Here is a 14661-nt window from a genome sequence, read left to right on the forward strand (position 1 = left end):
TATCTCAAATGAGACGGGTTCTCATTGGGCGGAACGAGAGGCGTTCTCAGCGGTAACCCGCCGCCTGCAGCTCGAACAGCTCGGCATAGCGGCCGCCCTGTGCCATCAGCTGGGCGTGGGTGCCACTGGCCTCGATCCGACCATCGGCCAGCACCAGGATGCGATCGGCCATGCGGACCGAGGAAAAACGGTGGGAAATCAATACGGCGGTGCGATTATCCGCCAGTTCCCTGAACCGCTGGAACACCTCGAATTCACTGCGCGCATCCAGTGCTGCCGTTGGCTCATCCAGGATCATCACCTGCGCATTGCGCATCCACGCGCGGGCAATGGCGATCTTCTGCCACTGGCCACCGGACAGGTCCACGCCCTGCTTGAAACGGCGGCCGATCAGCTGGTCGTAGCCACCGGGCAGCTCCTCGATCACTTCCTCGGCCATGCCGCGGCGCGCGGCGTCGGCGATGCGCGCCCGGTCGTCCATGGCCTCGACCTGGCCGACGCCGATGTTCTCGCCGGCGCTGAGGTTGTAGCGCACGAAGTCCTGGAAGATCACCCCGAGGTTGGCGCGCAGGTCGTCCAGGTCGTAGTCGCGCAGGTCGCGGCCATCGAGCAGGATGCGGCCCTCGTCCGGTTCGTACAGGCGTGCCAGCAGCTTCACCAGGGTGGTCTTGCCGGCGCCGTTCTCGCCGACCAGGGCCAGCACTTCGCCGGCCTGCAGCTGGAAATCAAGGTGGCGCACCGCCCACTGTTCGGCATCGGGATAGCGGAAGCCGACGTTCTCGAACACGAAGCCCTGGCGGATCGGCTGCGGCACGCGTATGGCGCCTTCGCGCGAGTGGATTTCCGGCTCGATCTGGAAGAACGAGAACAGGTCGTCCAGGTACAGCGCCTGGCTGGCCACCTGCGAGAAGCCGATCAGCAGGCCTTCCAGCAGTTGGCGCAGGCGCAGGAAGCTGCCGGCAAGGAAGGTCAGGTCGCCGATCGAGAAATCGCCGCGCACCGTGCGCCAGGCGATGTAGGCGTAGGCGGTGTAGTAGCCCAGCGTGCCCAGCGCAGCCAGCAGCGTGCCCCAGAACGCCCGGCGCCGTGCCAGGGCACGGTTGGCCTGGAACAGCGCCACCGACAGGCGCCGATAGCGCTCGACCAGGAAGCGGTGCAGGTTGTAGATCTTCACTTCCTTGGCCGTTTCCACGCTGGCACCGAGCTGGCGCAGGTAGTCGAGCTGGCGGCGCTCGGGCGTCCATTGGAAGTTGAGGCTGTAACCGGCCGCGTTGAAGTGCGATTCGCCGATGAAGGCCGGCACCAGTGCCAGCGCAAGCAGCAGGATCAGCCACGGCGCGTAGACCAGCAGGCCGACGGCGAGGCTGGCCACGGTGATCGCGTCCTGCACCTGGCCGAACAGCTGGCTCATCAGGTTCATCCGGCCCATGGTCTGGCGCCGCGCACGGTCCAGCTTGTCCTGCAGGTCCGGGTCCTCGAAGTCCTCCAGATCCAGCGTCGCCGCGTGTTCCATCAGCCGGATGCTGGTGACGTTGGCGAACAGTTCCGACAGCAGCGCGTCGGCATAGCTGACCAGCCGGCCGAGCAGGTCCGAGGCGATGGCCAGGCCGAATTCCAGCGCCAGCAGGCCCAGCAGCGGATTGAGCATGCCGCTGGACAGCGCCTCGCCCAGCGGCGGGAAACCGGCGTCGTGCTGGCTCAGGTGCAGGGCGCTGTCGATGATCAGCTTGCCGACGTACAGCATCGCCACCGGCAGCAGCGCACGGATCAGGCGCAGCCCCAGGCTGGCCAGGGTGAGCGCGGGGCTGGTCTGCCAGACCATGCGCAGGAACGGCGGCAGGTTGCGCATCGCCCTGAAGCGCTGGCGCAGGCTGGGTTTCTTCGCGGCGGCAGCGCCAGCGGTGGGGATGGCAGGCATGCGCGTATTGTGCGCGCGTGATACGTGCAGGGGGAGTCAGTGCAGCCGTGTTGCCGGCACCGGGGTCAGATCCCTTTGCGCGGCAAAGGGCTCTGACCCCAGCGACCCACAGCGGGTCAGAGCCCTTCGCGAAGCGAAGGGATCCGACCCTCCCGTATCCATGCGTAGCGTGGATCTACCGTGTCGACCAAGGTCGACACCTACCGGCATCACCGGTGAACTGTCAAAGGCGGGGTGGGTCAGGCCGGCAGCGGCGGCAGCAACCCCGCACCGAGGCGGTTCCAGGCATTGATCACCGCGATGCCCATGCTCAGGTCACTGATGCCCTTCTCATCGAAGTGCGGTGCCAGGGCATCGAACGCGGCCTGCGACGGCGCGCCGTCGGTCAGCCGGGTCAGCGCCTCGGCCCAGCCCAGTGCCGCGCGCTCGCGGGCATCGAAGAAGCGGCTTTCGTGCCAGGCGGGCAGGGTGTCCAGCTTGCGCGGCTCGATGCCGCCCTTGCGCAGCGCGGTGCCGTGCATGTCCATGCAGTAGCCGCAGCCGTTGAGCTGCGACACGCGCAGGAACACCAGTTCCATCAGGGTCGGATCGATCGAGCTGTCATGCACGGCCTGGCTGGTGGCCAGCAGGCCCTTGAAGGCCTCGGCGGCCAGGCGGGTGTAGGGGACGCGGGGAGAGGCGTGGTCGGACATTTTCGGCTCCACGGCGGCCACGGTGGCCGCCTTTCACTACCAGGACGCCGTACCGTCATCGCGCGTGACAACACCCGGCAGCTTTTCCGGATTCAACACGCTGTACACGTTGGCGATGCGGCCATCGACCACTTCGATGGTGGTGACCGAATGCAGGCGCTCACCCTGGAAGCGCAGGATCGCCGGCTCGCCGTTGACGTAGCCCAGCTGGGCGGGATGCACCGCGCCGCGGCGGGCGATGGCCCAGAACAGGCGGCCGATGCGTTCGGCGCCCAGCAGCGGCCGCACCGCCGCAGTGACCACGCCACCGCCGTCGGAAACCAGCACCGCGTTGGCGTGCAGCAGGGCCTGGATCGCGTCGCTGTCGCCGCGCTGCGAGGCCTCCATGAAGCGCGCCAGCAGCTGCCGGTGCTGGCTGGCATCGGCATTGAAGCGCGGTCGTCCGGCCTGCAGGCGTTGCCGGGCACGGTGCACCAGCTGCCGGCAGTTGGCCTCGCTGTGGCCGATCAGCTCGGCGATCTCACGGTAGTCGTGGTCGAACGCCTCCTTCAGCAGGAAGGCGGCGCGTTCCTCGGGGCCGAGGTGTTCGAGCAGGGTCAGGAAAGCGACCGAGACGTCGTCGGCCAGCGCATGCAGCTGGGCCGGACCGGGCGCCGGGTCCGGCTCCAGGGTGACCGCCAGCGGTTCGGCCAGCCATGGGCCGACGTAGTGGACGCGCTCGCGCTTGGCCGCACGCAGCCGGTCCAGGCCGAGCCGGGTGGTGGTGGTGACCAGCCAGGCCTCGGCATCGCGGACGGCCGCAGGATCGGCGCCGGACCAGCGCAGCCAGGCGTCCTGGACCACGTCTTCGGCGTCGGTGCGGCTGCCGAGCAGGCGGTAGGCCAGCGCCATCAGGCGCGGGCGGTGGGTCTGGAAAGCGGTTTCGGCGTTCATGTGGGCAAGGACGCCGCAGTGGCGCGTGGCGTGACAGAGCGTCGGGGGAATCTTGCCGGCCAGCGGCCGGCACTACCACCCCGGGGCCGGGGGGAGGGGGTAAAATGGGTGGATTACCCCCGCCAGCCTCGAGCAAGCGAGCAAGACGTGACATCGATCAAGCAGGAAGACCTCATCCAGTCCATCGCCGACGCGCTGCAGTACATCTCGTACTACCACCCGGTCGACTACATCAAGAACCTTGCCGCCGCCTACGAGCGCGAGGAGTCGCCGGCCGCGAAGGAAGCGATGGCGCAGATCCTGATCAATTCGCGCATGTGCGCCGAGGGCCACCGCCCGATCTGCCAGGACACCGGCATCGTCACCGTTTTCCTGGAAATCGGCATGGACGTGCGTTGGGATGACGCCACCATGGGCGTGGAAGACATGGCCAATGAAGGCGTGCGCCGCGCCTACATGCACCCGGACAACAAGCTGCGCGCCTCGGTGCTGGCCGATCCGGCAGGCAAGCGCATCAACACCAGGGACAACACCCCGGGCGTGGTCAACGTCAAGGTGGTGCCGGGCAACAAAGTCGACGTGATCGTCGCCGCCAAGGGCGGTGGTTCGGAAGCGAAGACCAAGTTCGCCATGCTCAATCCGTCCGACTCGATTGTCGACTGGGTGCTGAAGACCGTGCCGACCATGGGCGCCGGCTGGTGCCCGCCGGGCATGCTGGGCATCGGCATCGGTGGCACCGCCGAGAAGGCGATGCTGCTGGCCAAGGAAGCGCTGATGGAGCCGATCGACATCACCGAGCTGCAGGCCCGTGGTGCGTCCAACCGCATCGAGGAGCTGCGCCTGGAGCTGTACGAGAAGGTCAACGCGCTGGGCATCGGTGCGCAGGGCCTGGGTGGCCTGACCACCGTGCTCGACATCAAGATCAACGACTACCCAACCCACGCGGCCAACCTGCCGGTGGCGATGATCCCGAACTGCGCGGCCACCCGCCATGCGCACTTCACCCTGGATGGCAGCGGCCCGGTGATGCTGGACCCGCCGTCGCTGGAAGACTGGCCGAAGCTGACCTACGACGCATCCAAGGGCACCCGGGTGGACCTGGATACGATTACCCCGGAAGACGTGGCCAGCTGGAAGCCGGGCCAGACCCTGCTGCTCAACGGCAAGCTGCTCACCGGCCGCGACGCCGCGCACAAGCGCATGGTCGACATGCTCAACAAGGGCGAGCAGCTGCCGGTCGATCTGAAGGGCCGCTTCATCTACTACGTCGGCCCGGTCGATCCGGTGCGTGACGAAGTGGTGGGCCCGGCCGGCCCGACCACGGCGACCCGCATGGACAAGTTCACCGAGCAGGTGCTGGCACAGACCGGCCTGCTGGGCATGGTCGGCAAGGCCGAGCGCGGCCCGGCCGCGATCGAGGCGATCAAGAAGCACAAGTCGGCCTACCTGATGGCCGTCGGTGGCTCGGCCTACCTGGTGTCCAAGGCGATCAAGGCGGCCAAGGTGGTCGGTTTCGCTGACCTGGGCATGGAGGCGATCTACGAGTTCACCGTGCAGGACATGCCAGTGACCGTGGCCGTCGACTCCGCCGGCGAATCGGTGCACAAGACCGGCCCGCGCGAGTGGCAGGCCCGCATCGGCAAGATTCCGGTGGTGGTGGAGTAATTCCCGCACGCTTCGGTCCGGACAACGGCGCCCCTGTGGCGCCGTTGCTGTATCTGGAGGCAGGATTAACACGCCTGTAGCCCTGGCTCTGCTACGGTCGGCACACCCTCGCACAGGACGTGTCCATGGCCCTGCATCGCTTCATCGTGGCCGGCGTGCTGCTGGCCCTGGCCGGCTGCAGCACCCCGGCGTCGTACGAAGGCGCGGATTTCCCTGCATCGGCGCAATGCCGCATGCAGTGCCAGGCCGGCTATCGCAGCTGCATGGCGCAGAATGACTCTCTCGGCAGCCGCCAGAGCAATTGCGAGCAGCGGATGGTGCCGGCGCCGGACAAGCGCTGCAAGGACGTGGACAACCCGGACCTGCGCCGTGCCTGCGAACTGAAGACGCATGACTGCACGCTGCGCGCGCCGATGATGTCCTGTGGCGAGCGCCGCGATACCTGCATGAGCAGCTGCGGCTGAGCGACGGCTCCCGCACGGGCGCACAATCGGCCGGCCCACCTGCACAGGATCCGCCGCATGAGCACCACGCTGTATGGTTCGACAAGCACCGCCGCGCTGGTGGTGCACTGGCTGCTGATCGAGCTCGGCATCGAGCACGAGTTGGTGCTGCTGGATTTCGACGCGCGCGAGCACAAGTCGGCGGAGTACTTGGCACTGAATCCGGCCGGCGTGGTGCCGACGCTGCTGATCGATGGCCTGGTACTGACTGAAGCGGCGGCGATCGCCCTGTACCTGGCCGACCGCCATCCGGACGCCGGCTTGTTGCCGGCACTGGGCACGCCGCAGCGCGCCGATGCCTACCGCTGGATGTTCTGGTGTGCCAATACGTTGCAGCCGGCCTATCGCGCCTGGTTCTATCCGCACGAGGTGGCGGGCGAGGCAAACGTGGAGGCCAGTCGCGAGATGGCGCGACAGCGCCTGGAAGCGGCCTGGCAGCATGTGGCCACGCACCTGCTGGCGCATGGGCCCTACCTGCTGGGCGCCACGCCCTGCGTGGTCGACTACATGCTGGTGATGCTGATGCGCTGGTCGCGCAACATGCCCAGGCCCAGTGACACCTGGCCGTCGCTCAAGGCACATGCCACCTCGATGAAGGCGCGCCCGGCGTTCGCCGAGGCCTACCGCCGCGAAGGCATCACCGACTGGCGGTAACCAGAAAAGGGGACGGAGGGGATTAAGTCGTTTGTGCACAAACGACTTAATCCCCTCCGTCCCCTTTTCCGTTACAGGATCTCCAGCACCGTTTCCGGCGGGCGGCACAGCCGTGTGCCCTTGGGCGTGCGCACCACGGGGCGGTTGATCAGGCGCGGGTGTTCGGCCATCGCAGCCAGCAGGGCGGCATCGTCGGCATCTTCCAGCCCGAGTTCGGCGAACTGGGTCTCCTTGCTGCGCACCAGGTCGCGCGCGCTCAGGGCCGACTCGGCCAGCACCTGGCGCAGCGTGGCCGCGTCGGGTGGGGTGCCCAGGTACTCGATCACCACCGGGTCGAAGCCCGCATCGCGGATCAGCTTCAGTGCGCCGCGCGAGTTGCTGCAGGCCGGGTTGTGCCAGATCGTCACGTCCATCAGAACCACTCCAGCAGCGACACGCCCACGCCCACATAGGTGGCCTTGTGGTTGTAGTCGATCATGCTCTCGCCATAGCCGTCGAAGACCTGCACATGGCCACGCAGCAGATTGCTGATCGGAAAGCCGTAATCCAGCTGCAGTGCACCGTGGGAGCGGCTGCCGGTGCGCAGCGAATGACGCGCCATCAGCGCGACTTCATGCCCGTTGCGGTTCCAGATCAGGGTCGCGTCACCCCGGCCCATGTAATCCTCGATGTCCGGATTATTGTCTTCGCTGCGGCTTTCCGGGATGCGGTACCACGGGCGCAGCACCAGCGCCCAGTTCTCGCGATCCAGGCCGATGTTGAGCATGACCCGGTTCCAGCTGCGCGAGAGCGGATCGGCCCGTCCGTTGGACTGGTGGTTGAGGCTGATACCGGTCATGCGCCCGCGCCAGCCACCGATCGAGTAGCCGTTGCGGAACACCATCATCACTTCGGGTTCGTAGTTGGTTTCGCGGAACGGGCGCGAATCCTCGCTGTTGTAGGCCTGCCAGCGCGAACTCTGGGTGTAGCCAGCCCAGATGTCGCCGTTGTCGCCGAACAGGTTCTCGGCGATCTTGGTCTTGAAGCTGATCTGGAACTTCAGCTCGGTACTGTCGAGTACCTGCGGGGTCGTCACGCTGTTGGCCGGGTTCGGCGAATGCGGCGTGGTGTTGCGGTCGCTGGTCCAGAACGCCGGCAGCAGGTACACCGGCTTGTAGGCACGCAGCTGGAAGGGCCCCAGCTTGGAGTCCTCGGCCAGCTCCCAGCGGCTATCCAGCAGCGAACCGCGGCCAGCATTGGCCAGCGCGCTGTCCGGTGCCGCCGGACGGAACAGGTCGCTGACCCGCTCGCGCAGCTTTTCCTCGCCCTGGCTCACGCGCGCGGTCTGTCGTTCCTCGCGGCGCGCCTGCGCAGCCGATTCGGCGGCGGCATCGGCGGCGGCGGTGGCCTCCGGGGTATGCCCGAAGAGGCGGTCATAGCAGGCCAGGCGGGCCGCGTCGGTGGTGATCGCCGCGCAGGCGGCCGGCGAGGTGTCGGCGCTGGGCGCGAACTCCTGCGCAGCCAACGGTGCACTGGCCAGGGCAAGCGCCAGCGGCGCCAGACGGGGAAGCAGCGTGGGGAGGGTCATTGCAGCAGGCCCTTCGATGGATACGGGAATCGCACAGTGTGGCGGCTGCACCGGATCGCGGCCAGCCCCACCGTTTATGCACGGCCACGGCGTGCGCGTGGCGTGAAGGCTAGGTGGCTCAGAAGAACCAGGCGAACGCGAACAGGCCCAGCATCGCGATCACCACCGCCAGTTTCAGTGCCAGGCCGAGCAGGATGCCGAGCCAGGTCGCCAGGCCCACCTTGGTCGAGCGGCCGAGTTCGCGGGTGTGCCAGTACTCGCCGAGCAGGGCGCCGATCAGCGGTCCGGCAAACAGGCCGATGGGCATGAAGAACAGGCCGACGATGCTGCCGACGAAGGTGCCCCACAGGGCCTTGCGGCTGGCGCCGACGCGCTGCGCGCCAACTACGGTGGCGAGCACGTCCACCAGCAGTGAAAGCAGGGTCAGCACGCCCAGCGCGACCAGGGTGGGCCAGCCGACGTGGGCGAAGCCGTCGGCCCAGGCCGCCAGCAGCAGCCCGATGAACACCAGCGGGATGCCCGGGAGGGCCGGCAGGATGATGCCGGCGATGCCGATCAGGACAAAAATGACCGCTAGCAGATATAAGATGAATGAGAGTCCCATGCTGTCCCGTATGGTGGCCGTTTTGGGGTTGACAGTGAAAGATTTTGCCAGTTGCTTTTTCGTTTTGGGCGGGTTAAGTTGCAGTCGCTGAGCTTGGCAAGGTCACCGTGGATCGTGGCCTGATGAAGCAAGATCTTTCCGATCCGCTGCATCGATGCACCTCGCTTCCCCCTTGCTTGTCAGCCGCCCACCGGGCGTTTCCAACAACAAGAGAGAGTCAAAGGGAGTTAGTGAGATGGCTGAGCGCGAGACCGGTACCGTAAAGTGGTTCAATGATGCGAAGGGCTTCGGCTTCATCAGCCGGCAGAATGGCGAGGACGTGTTCGTGCACTTCCGCGCCATCGAGACCCAGGGCTTCAAGAGCCTCAAGGAAGGCCAGACTGTGAGCTTCGAAGTCGTGCAGGGCCAGAAGGGCCTGCAGGCTGACAAGGTGCAGCCGGTGTAATACCCGCCGCCCGTCGGCATGAAAAAGGCCCGCGCAAGCGGGCCTTTTTCTTTGCCGTTGGCCCGGTGCAGGTCAGCGCAGGATGACCTTGCCATTGACGACGCGCACGTAGGTGTTCTCGCGGATGCCGCCGAGATCGCGCTGGTTGACCACGATGGTGCGGCCATCATCCATGCGCACGCTGATGTCATAGGTATCGCTGGTGACGTTCTTCTGGATCTGGTTGCCGGCCAGGGCACCACCGACCGCGCCTGCGGCGGCGGCGATGTTCTTGTTGCCACGGCTGCCACCGGTGTGGTCGGAGATTTCATGGCCGGCCACGGCGCCGACGATGCCGCCGAGGATCGCGCCGGTCGCGCTGGGCGCGGTGCGGCCCGAGGGCACGGTGTTGATGCGGGTGACGATGCCACAGTCAGCGCAACGGCCCTGGTTGTAGCCGCCATTGTTGCCGTAGCCGCCGTTGTTGTAGCCGTTGTTGTAACCACCGCCGCTGTAACCGGGCGAGGTGGCACAGCCAGCCAGCGCGAGGGTAGCGATGGCGCTGGCGGCGATGAGCTGGATCTTCATGGGGCGTCTCCTGGCCGTGAAGGCGGGTGGGTTGGGTGGTACTGCGTCGTGCAGCAGGGTGGACGAATCCTCTCCTTTCGAACGTGAACAACGCGCCAACCGTGTGCGTGCTGCCCGGCTGCAGGATGAATGCGGCTCAGCGGAAATCCTGGTGGCAGGCGCGGCAGTCCGCCTGCAGTGTTTCCACCAGCTGGGCGAGGGCCCTGCAGTCGCCGGGGGGTGAGGCCAGCGCCGTGTTGAGGTTGCCGCGCAGCTGGCTGGCGTGCTGGTGGAACTGCGCACTGTCCTTCAGCCCGGGAAACGCCTGGTCCAGGTCATTGGACAGCAGGCGCAGCACCTGCAGCCGCGGCACGCTGTCAGCCAGGCTGCAGCGGTTCTGCAGCTGGGCCTGCTGCAGCAGCTGTGACTGCCGCTGCATCACCTGCATCAGGCTGCCCGGGAACGGATCGCGACGCGCCTGCAGGGCGCGGCCGACCATTACCGTGGCGATCAGGCCGATCAGCAGGCCCAGGCAGAGCACGAACAGGTAGCGATGGGCGCTGGACAGGCGGCGGGGCGGGCTGGCATTCATGCGGGCACTCCGGGCGTGCAACGGTGGGTTCGACGCCGGCGTACTGCGGGCGACAGCACCTGCACGTTAAAATAGCCCGATGAACGAACAGGTCAAACAACGCTTCGCCGGCATCGAACGGCTGTACGGCGTGGGTGCACTCGAGCGCCTGCAGGGCAGCCGCGTGGCGGTGGTCGGCATGGGCGGCGTCGGCTCGTGGGTGGTGGAGGCGCTGGCCCGTTCGGCCGTCGGCCACCTGACCCTGATCGATGCCGACGATATCTGCGTGTCCAACACCAACCGGCAGCTGCCGGCGATGGAAGGCAACTACGGCCGCAACAAGGCCGAGGCGATGGCCGAGCGTTGCCGTGCGATCAATCCGGACATCGGGGTCGACGCGGTGCAGGCATTCCTGACCGTGTCCAACATGGCCGAGCTGCTGGACCGGGGGTTCGATCTGGTGATCGATGCCTGCGACAGCTTCCGGGTCAAGGTCGAGACGATCGCATGGTGCCGCCGCCGCAAGCTGCCGTTGCTGACCGTTGGTGCCGCCGGTGGCCGTACCGATCCGACCCTGGTGCGCATCCGCGATGTCTCTCGCACCGAGCACGACGCCATGCTGGCGCTGATCCGCAAGAAGCTGCGCAGCGAATTCAACTTCCCGAAGAACGCCAAGCGCTATTTCGGCGTACCGGCGGTGTATTCGCTGGAGAATGTGAAGTACCCGCAGGCCGATGGCAGCGTCTGCGGCATCCGTCCGAACCTGGGCGCCGATGCGGCGTTGAAGCTGGACTGTGGTGCCGGCCTGGGCGCGGCAACCCACATCACCGGCGCGTTCGCCTTCGCGGCGGTTGGCAAGGCGCTGGAGATGCTGCTGGAGCCGAAGAAGGTGAAGGTGGATGCGGTAGAGGCCAGCGAGGTGTGATGGATCGTGCCGGCCAGCGGCCGGCACCTACCCGTTACATTGCCGGCAGCGCGAACAATCGCCGCGCATTCTCCGTCGTGGCCTGGGCCACGGCTTCCAGCTCCATCCCGCGCAGTGCGGCCACGTGCCGGGCAATGGTCGCCAGCCGCGCTGGCTCGTTGCGCTGGCCGCGGATGCCGGCGTCGGGCTGGTCGGGCGCGTCGGTTTCCAGCAGCAACTGTTCCAGCGGCATCTCGCGCACCAGCCGCTGCAGCCGTTGCGCGCGATCGTAGGTCAGTGGGCCACCGAGGCCGAGCAGGAAGCCCTGCCTGTGCAGTTGCGCGGCCTGTTCCGGGCTGCCGGAAAAGCTGTGCACCACGCCGCGCAGGCCGCCGACGCGGCGGATGGCGGCGATCACCGCATCCACCGCGCGTCGCGCGTGCACGATCACCGGCAACTCGAATTCGCGGGCCAGTTCCAGCTGGCCGATGAAATACGCCTGCTGGGCGTCGGCGTCCAGCCCTTCGACAAAGAAGTCCAGGCCGCATTCGCCGATCGCGCAGGGGCGTTCGCGCTCGATCCACTCGCGCAGCAGTGGCAGGTGCCCGGGCTGGTGATCGGCCAGGAACATCGGATGCAGGCCGTAGGCCGGGTACAGCCCCGGCGCCTGCTGGCAGACCTCACGCAGCTTCGGCCAGCTGGCCGCGGTCACCGCCGGTACCACCTGCTGGCGCACCCCCGCGGCCTGCGCACGCTCGATCACCGCAGCGCGGTCACGGTCGAACCCGCTGGCATCCAGATGGCAGTGGCTGTCAACCAGGATGCTCAACGCTGTTCCAGCGGCGGAGGTGTTGCGGCGTTGCGGCTCTTCCAGTTGGCCAGCAGCAGCGTGCCGAAGCCCAGCACCAGCTCATCGACGAACGGGATCGGGTCCGGGATGAACAAGGTCAGCACGAACAGGCCGGCGGTGAGCTTGAACAGGGTGGGGTAGCGCAGCCGGCGGGCCCATTGCAGTACCGGCAGCAGCATCGGGTTGGCCATGGCGGGAAGCCTCGTGGGGAATATGCAAACGCTACCACGGGCCCAGCATTTCCCGATGCTGAATGGGTTATCGGAATGAGCAGGAAATGTGGAGATTCCGTTCAGGCAGCGCATGCTGCAATCTGCCCCGAGAACGTTGCGGATGGTCCGCAAGGAGCAGGTCATGAAAAGCACAACTACAACTGTCCTGGTCGCAGCGGGCGCGCTGCTGGTCGGTGGCATCGCCACCGCCGCCTTCATGAAGAGTGGTGACAAGTCGCCCGATTCCATCAGCGCCGGAACCCCCAATGGTGAATCGCGCCTTGTTGAAGGTAACGCTTCTGACGACGGCGCACGTGGTGACAAGCTGGACCCGTCCGCGCCGCGCGGGCTTGAATATGCCGATGTGCTGAAGGTTGACCCGATCACCGAGAAACAGAAGGCCTACGCCACCGTGATCGGCACCGATGCGGTGCGCGAAACGTCCACGACCCAGACTCCTCATGAAGTCTGCCAGGACGTGACGGTGCAGGAGCGCCTGCCGGAACGTGATGGCAACGTTGGCGGTACCGTGGTTGGCGCTGTGGTCGGTGGCCTGCTCGGCAACCAGGTCGGTGGCGGCAACGGCAAGAAGGCCGCGACTGCCGCCGGTGCCGTGGCCGGCGGCTTCATCGGCAACCAGATCGACAAGCGCCATGTGGGTGGCCGCGTGGTCAACCGCACCGAGCGCCAGTGCCACACCGAGACCGCCACCTCCGAGTCGAGCCGCGTCACCGGCTACAACGTGACCTACCGCAATGAGGACGGCACCACCGGCACCATGCGCATGGCCAGCAAGCCGGGCAACCGCATTGCCATGGGTACCAACGACGTGGTGAAGGGTTACAACGTGACCTACCGCTATGACGGCGCGGAGAAGACCGTGCGCATGGACAACAAGCCGGCCAGCGATCGCCTGCCGGTGGTCGATGGCCAGCTGGTCACACAGACCGCGGCCGCCGGTGCCACTGCCGCAGCCACGCGCCAGTAATCCCGGCGCAGCATGCAGCACCTGACGGGCCGGCTCATGCCGGCCCGTTTCATTGCGACCGGCGATATTCATCCGCGCAGCGAAGCCATCCTCCATCATGGATGTCCCCTTCGACATGGAGCCGGCATGAGCATCTTCGACCTGCGCATCGAAACCGAGCGGCTGATCCTGCGCCCGCTGCTTCGCGAGGACTACGAGCCGTACCTGGCGTTCTGCGCCGACGAGGCCACGATGCGTACCCTGGGCGGCGTGCAGCCACCCTCGGTGGCCTGGCGCGGTTTCTGCAGCCTGGCCGGCGCCTGGCAGCTGTTCGGCTTCTCGATGTTCAGCGTGATCGAGAAATCCAGCGGCGACTGGATCGGGCGGATGGGACCGTGGCAGCCGCAGGACTGGCCGGGTACCGAGGTCGGTTGGGGCATCCGCCATGCCAGCTGGGGCCGGGGCTATGCGCCGGAGGCGGCGGTCGCGGCGATCGACTGGGCGTTCGATACGCTGGGCTGGGCTGAGGTGATCCATACCATCGCCGAGGACAACGACAACTCGCGGGCCGTGGCACGCAAGCTCGGCAGCACCCTGCTGCGCATGGGGGAGTTGCCGGCGCCATACAACGGCAAGCCCATGCAGATCTGGGGCCAGTCGCGCGAACAGTGGCGGCAACGCGCGCGCTGAGCGTGGCTTGGTAGTGCCGGCCGCTGGCCGGCAATCGCTTGGATCCAGCCGCATCGAGGATGCCGGCCAGCGGCCGGCACTACCAGCTGCATCGAGGTTGCCGGCCAGCGGCCGGCACGACCGTGTAGTCATGCTGCACCCGCGCTTGGCATTCACTGGCGTGCTTGCCAGACTGCACGCAGCCGGCCGCCGGCCGGATCCGAGGGAGCAGGCAATGGTGGAAGAGCGCGTCCCGTTGACGGTGCACGGCATGTCGGTGTCAGGCAATTGCCACAAGGTCCGCCTGCTGCTGGAGCAGCTCGGCAGCCGCTACCGCTGGGTGGAAGTGGACAGTGCCCACGGCCAGACCCACACCCCCGAGTTCCTCGCGCTCAATCCCAATGCCAAGGTGCCGTTGATCGTCCGCGACGATGGCCGCGTGCTGACCGAGTCCAATGCGATCCTTTTCTGGCTGGCCGAAGGCACGCCCTACCTGCCCACCGATGGCTGGGAGCGCGCGCAGGCACTGAGCTGGATGTTCTTCGAGCAGTACACGCACGAGCCGTGCGTAGCGGTCGCGCGCTTCATCCGCGGCTGGACCCCGCCTGGGTCGCCGCGCCGCGCCGAACTGCCACGCCTGCACGAGCGCGCCGCCGCTGCACTGGCGGTGATGGAGCAGCACCTGCGTGATGCGCAATGGTTCACCGGCAGTGGGTACGGCATCGCCGACATCGCGCTGTTCGCCTACACCGACGTCGCAGGCGAGGGTGGAATCAGCCTGCAGCCGTTCCCGGAAGTTCGCGCCTGGTTGCAGCGCGTGCGCGGGCAGCCGCGCTTCCTGCCGATGCCGGCGGTGACCGCCGAGGTGCGCGCCCGCTTCGAGGCCGCATGACTCTCACCAAGGTGATCCCCACAGGGTAGCGCCTGGCCAACCCCGGGCGGAATGCAACAACGACACGGA

The 14661-nt window shown here is 67.1% G+C and carries 18 protein-coding genes; 8 read left to right on the plus strand and 10 right to left on the minus strand.

The window, feature by feature from the left end; translation table 11 throughout:
- Positions 1-46: 46 nt before the first annotated feature.
- The 3 genes from VG556_RS08835 to VG556_RS08845 form a co-directional block, all read right to left on the minus strand.
- On the minus strand, positions 47-1918 hold the full coding sequence (locus tag VG556_RS08835) for an ABC transporter ATP-binding protein (RefSeq protein ID WP_100450323.1): 1872 nt from the start codon (positions 1916-1918) through the stop codon (positions 47-49).
- A gap of 239 nt (positions 1919-2157) precedes the next feature.
- Positions 2158-2610, minus strand: a complete 453-nt coding sequence (locus VG556_RS08840; RefSeq protein WP_046431628.1) for a carboxymuconolactone decarboxylase family protein — start codon at positions 2608-2610, stop codon at positions 2158-2160.
- Between the two features lie 36 nt (positions 2611-2646).
- Entirely contained in the window at positions 2647-3543 is an 897-nt protein-coding gene (locus VG556_RS08845) for an RNA polymerase sigma-70 factor (RefSeq protein ID WP_100450322.1), read from the minus strand.
- Positions 3544-3690: 147 nt separating this feature from the next.
- Here VG556_RS08845 and VG556_RS08850 point away from each other — a divergent pair, with 147 nt between their 5' ends.
- The 3 genes from VG556_RS08850 to VG556_RS08860 all read left to right on the plus strand — a co-directional run bounded on the left by VG556_RS08850 (position 3691) and on the right by VG556_RS08860 (position 6365).
- Positions 3691-5208 carry a fumarate hydratase gene (locus tag VG556_RS08850; protein WP_014647726.1) on the plus strand — a complete coding sequence of 506 codons (1518 nt, stop codon included), beginning with the start codon at positions 3691-3693 and terminating at the stop codon, positions 5206-5208.
- A gap of 125 nt (positions 5209-5333) precedes the next feature.
- Positions 5334-5672 (plus strand): hypothetical protein, encoded by a 339-nt coding sequence (locus VG556_RS08855; protein ID WP_046431623.1) that lies wholly within the window; start codon positions 5334-5336, stop codon positions 5670-5672.
- 57 nt (positions 5673-5729) lie between these two features.
- Positions 5730-6365 (plus strand): glutathione S-transferase family protein, encoded by a 636-nt coding sequence (locus tag VG556_RS08860; RefSeq protein ID WP_014647724.1) that lies wholly within the window; start codon positions 5730-5732, stop codon positions 6363-6365.
- Between the two features lie 71 nt (positions 6366-6436).
- Here VG556_RS08860 and arsC read toward each other — a convergent pair whose 3' ends face one another.
- The 3 genes from arsC to VG556_RS08875 all read right to left on the minus strand — a co-directional run bounded on the left by arsC (position 6437) and on the right by VG556_RS08875 (position 8536).
- The gene (gene arsC, locus VG556_RS08865; RefSeq protein ID WP_100450321.1) at positions 6437-6778 is read right to left on the minus strand and encodes an arsenate reductase (glutaredoxin); all 342 of its coding nucleotides are present in this window, start codon (positions 6776-6778) and stop codon (positions 6437-6439) included.
- The gene (locus tag VG556_RS08870) at positions 6778-7932 is read right to left on the minus strand and encodes a phospholipase A (RefSeq protein ID WP_032958894.1); all 1155 of its coding nucleotides are present in this window, start codon (positions 7930-7932) and stop codon (positions 6778-6780) included. Before VG556_RS08870 ends, arsC begins: the two co-directional genes overlap by 1 nt.
- Positions 7933-8050: 118 nt before the next feature.
- Positions 8051-8536, minus strand: coding sequence for a DUF456 domain-containing protein (locus VG556_RS08875; RefSeq protein WP_075076676.1), 486 nt, complete (start codon positions 8534-8536; stop codon positions 8051-8053).
- 235 nt (positions 8537-8771) lie between these two features.
- On the opposite strand from VG556_RS08875, the gene VG556_RS08880 reads away from it, so the two are divergent.
- On the plus strand, positions 8772-8981 hold the full coding sequence (locus tag VG556_RS08880) for a cold-shock protein (RefSeq protein WP_014647720.1): 210 nt from the start codon (positions 8772-8774) through the stop codon (positions 8979-8981).
- 72 nt (positions 8982-9053) lie between these two features.
- Here VG556_RS08880 and VG556_RS08885 read toward each other — a convergent pair whose 3' ends face one another.
- Both VG556_RS08885 and VG556_RS08890 read right to left on the minus strand, forming a co-directional pair.
- On the minus strand, positions 9054-9548 hold the full coding sequence (locus tag VG556_RS08885) for a glycine zipper 2TM domain-containing protein (RefSeq protein WP_005417545.1): 495 nt from the start codon (positions 9546-9548) through the stop codon (positions 9054-9056).
- Positions 9549-9684: 136 nt separating this feature from the next.
- Positions 9685-10119 carry a cytochrome c gene (locus tag VG556_RS08890; RefSeq protein WP_111144242.1) on the minus strand — a complete coding sequence of 145 codons (435 nt, stop codon included), beginning with the start codon at positions 10117-10119 and terminating at the stop codon, positions 9685-9687.
- A 79-nt stretch (positions 10120-10198) separates the two neighbouring features.
- On the opposite strand from VG556_RS08890, the gene VG556_RS08895 reads away from it, so the two are divergent.
- A complete protein-coding gene (locus tag VG556_RS08895; protein ID WP_046431617.1) occupies positions 10199-11023 on the plus strand; it encodes a tRNA threonylcarbamoyladenosine dehydratase in 825 nt (274 codons plus the stop codon).
- 34 nt (positions 11024-11057) lie between these two features.
- Here VG556_RS08895 and VG556_RS08900 read toward each other — a convergent pair whose 3' ends face one another.
- Together VG556_RS08900 and VG556_RS08905 are read right to left on the minus strand one after the other, a co-directional pair.
- A complete protein-coding gene (locus VG556_RS08900; protein WP_046431615.1) occupies positions 11058-11831 on the minus strand; it encodes a TatD family hydrolase in 774 nt (257 codons plus the stop codon).
- Entirely contained in the window at positions 11828-12043 is a 216-nt protein-coding gene (locus VG556_RS08905; protein WP_014647716.1) for a DUF6116 family protein, read from the minus strand. The genes VG556_RS08900 and VG556_RS08905 overlap by 4 nt, the downstream gene beginning before the upstream one ends.
- Before the next feature lie 163 nt (positions 12044-12206).
- Here VG556_RS08905 and VG556_RS08910 point away from each other — a divergent pair, with 163 nt between their 5' ends.
- From VG556_RS08910 to VG556_RS08920, 3 genes are all read left to right on the plus strand, one after another.
- Positions 12207-13052 (plus strand): glycine zipper 2TM domain-containing protein, encoded by an 846-nt coding sequence (locus VG556_RS08910; protein ID WP_032958908.1) that lies wholly within the window; start codon positions 12207-12209, stop codon positions 13050-13052.
- 126 nt (positions 13053-13178) lie between these two features.
- Entirely contained in the window at positions 13179-13721 is a 543-nt protein-coding gene (locus tag VG556_RS08915) for a GNAT family N-acetyltransferase (RefSeq protein ID WP_014647714.1), read from the plus strand.
- Positions 13722-13935: 214 nt separating this feature from the next.
- The gene (locus VG556_RS08920; RefSeq protein ID WP_046431688.1) at positions 13936-14592 is read left to right on the plus strand and encodes a glutathione S-transferase family protein; all 657 of its coding nucleotides are present in this window, start codon (positions 13936-13938) and stop codon (positions 14590-14592) included.
- Positions 14593-14661: the final 69 nt, after the last annotated feature.

This window comes from Stenotrophomonas sp. CASM106 (genome assembly GCF_049384825.1).
Classification (GTDB): domain Bacteria; phylum Pseudomonadota; class Gammaproteobacteria; order Xanthomonadales; family Xanthomonadaceae; genus Stenotrophomonas; species Stenotrophomonas muris.

Bases quoted from the DNA above. Each gene is read 5' to 3' on its own strand.
- VG556_RS08870 (WP_032958894.1), bottom strand. From the start codon at position 7,932: ATGACCCTCCCCACGCTGCTTCCCCGTCTGGCGCCGCTGGCGCTTGCC.
- VG556_RS08880 (WP_014647720.1), top strand. From the start codon at position 8,772: ATGGCTGAGCGCGAGACCGGTACCGTAAAGTGGTTCAATGATGCGAAG.
- VG556_RS08860 (WP_014647724.1), top strand. From the start codon at position 5,730: ATGAGCACCACGCTGTATGGTTCGACAAGCACCGCCGCGCTGGTGGTG.
- VG556_RS08915 (WP_014647714.1), top strand. From the start codon at position 13,179: ATGAGCATCTTCGACCTGCGCATCGAAACCGAGCGGCTGATCCTGCGC.
- arsC (WP_100450321.1), bottom strand. From the start codon at position 6,778: ATGGACGTGACGATCTGGCACAACCCGGCCTGCAGCAACTCGCGCGGC.
- VG556_RS08920 (WP_046431688.1), top strand. From the start codon at position 13,936: ATGGTGGAAGAGCGCGTCCCGTTGACGGTGCACGGCATGTCGGTGTCA.
- VG556_RS08895 (WP_046431617.1), top strand. From the start codon at position 10,199: ATGAACGAACAGGTCAAACAACGCTTCGCCGGCATCGAACGGCTGTAC.
- VG556_RS08835 (WP_100450323.1), bottom strand. From the start codon at position 1,918: ATGCCTGCCATCCCCACCGCTGGCGCTGCCGCCGCGAAGAAACCCAGC.
- VG556_RS08845 (WP_100450322.1), bottom strand. From the start codon at position 3,543: ATGAACGCCGAAACCGCTTTCCAGACCCACCGCCCGCGCCTGATGGCG.
- VG556_RS08885 (WP_005417545.1), bottom strand. From the start codon at position 9,548: ATGAAGATCCAGCTCATCGCCGCCAGCGCCATCGCTACCCTCGCGCTG.
- VG556_RS08910 (WP_032958908.1), top strand. From the start codon at position 12,207: ATGAAAAGCACAACTACAACTGTCCTGGTCGCAGCGGGCGCGCTGCTG.
- VG556_RS08875 (WP_075076676.1), bottom strand. From the start codon at position 8,536: ATGGGACTCTCATTCATCTTATATCTGCTAGCGGTCATTTTTGTCCTG.
- VG556_RS08855 (WP_046431623.1), top strand. From the start codon at position 5,334: ATGGCCCTGCATCGCTTCATCGTGGCCGGCGTGCTGCTGGCCCTGGCC.
- VG556_RS08905 (WP_014647716.1), bottom strand. From the start codon at position 12,043: ATGGCCAACCCGATGCTGCTGCCGGTACTGCAATGGGCCCGCCGGCTG.
- VG556_RS08840 (WP_046431628.1), bottom strand. From the start codon at position 2,610: ATGTCCGACCACGCCTCTCCCCGCGTCCCCTACACCCGCCTGGCCGCC.
- VG556_RS08890 (WP_111144242.1), bottom strand. From the start codon at position 10,119: ATGAATGCCAGCCCGCCCCGCCGCCTGTCCAGCGCCCATCGCTACCTG.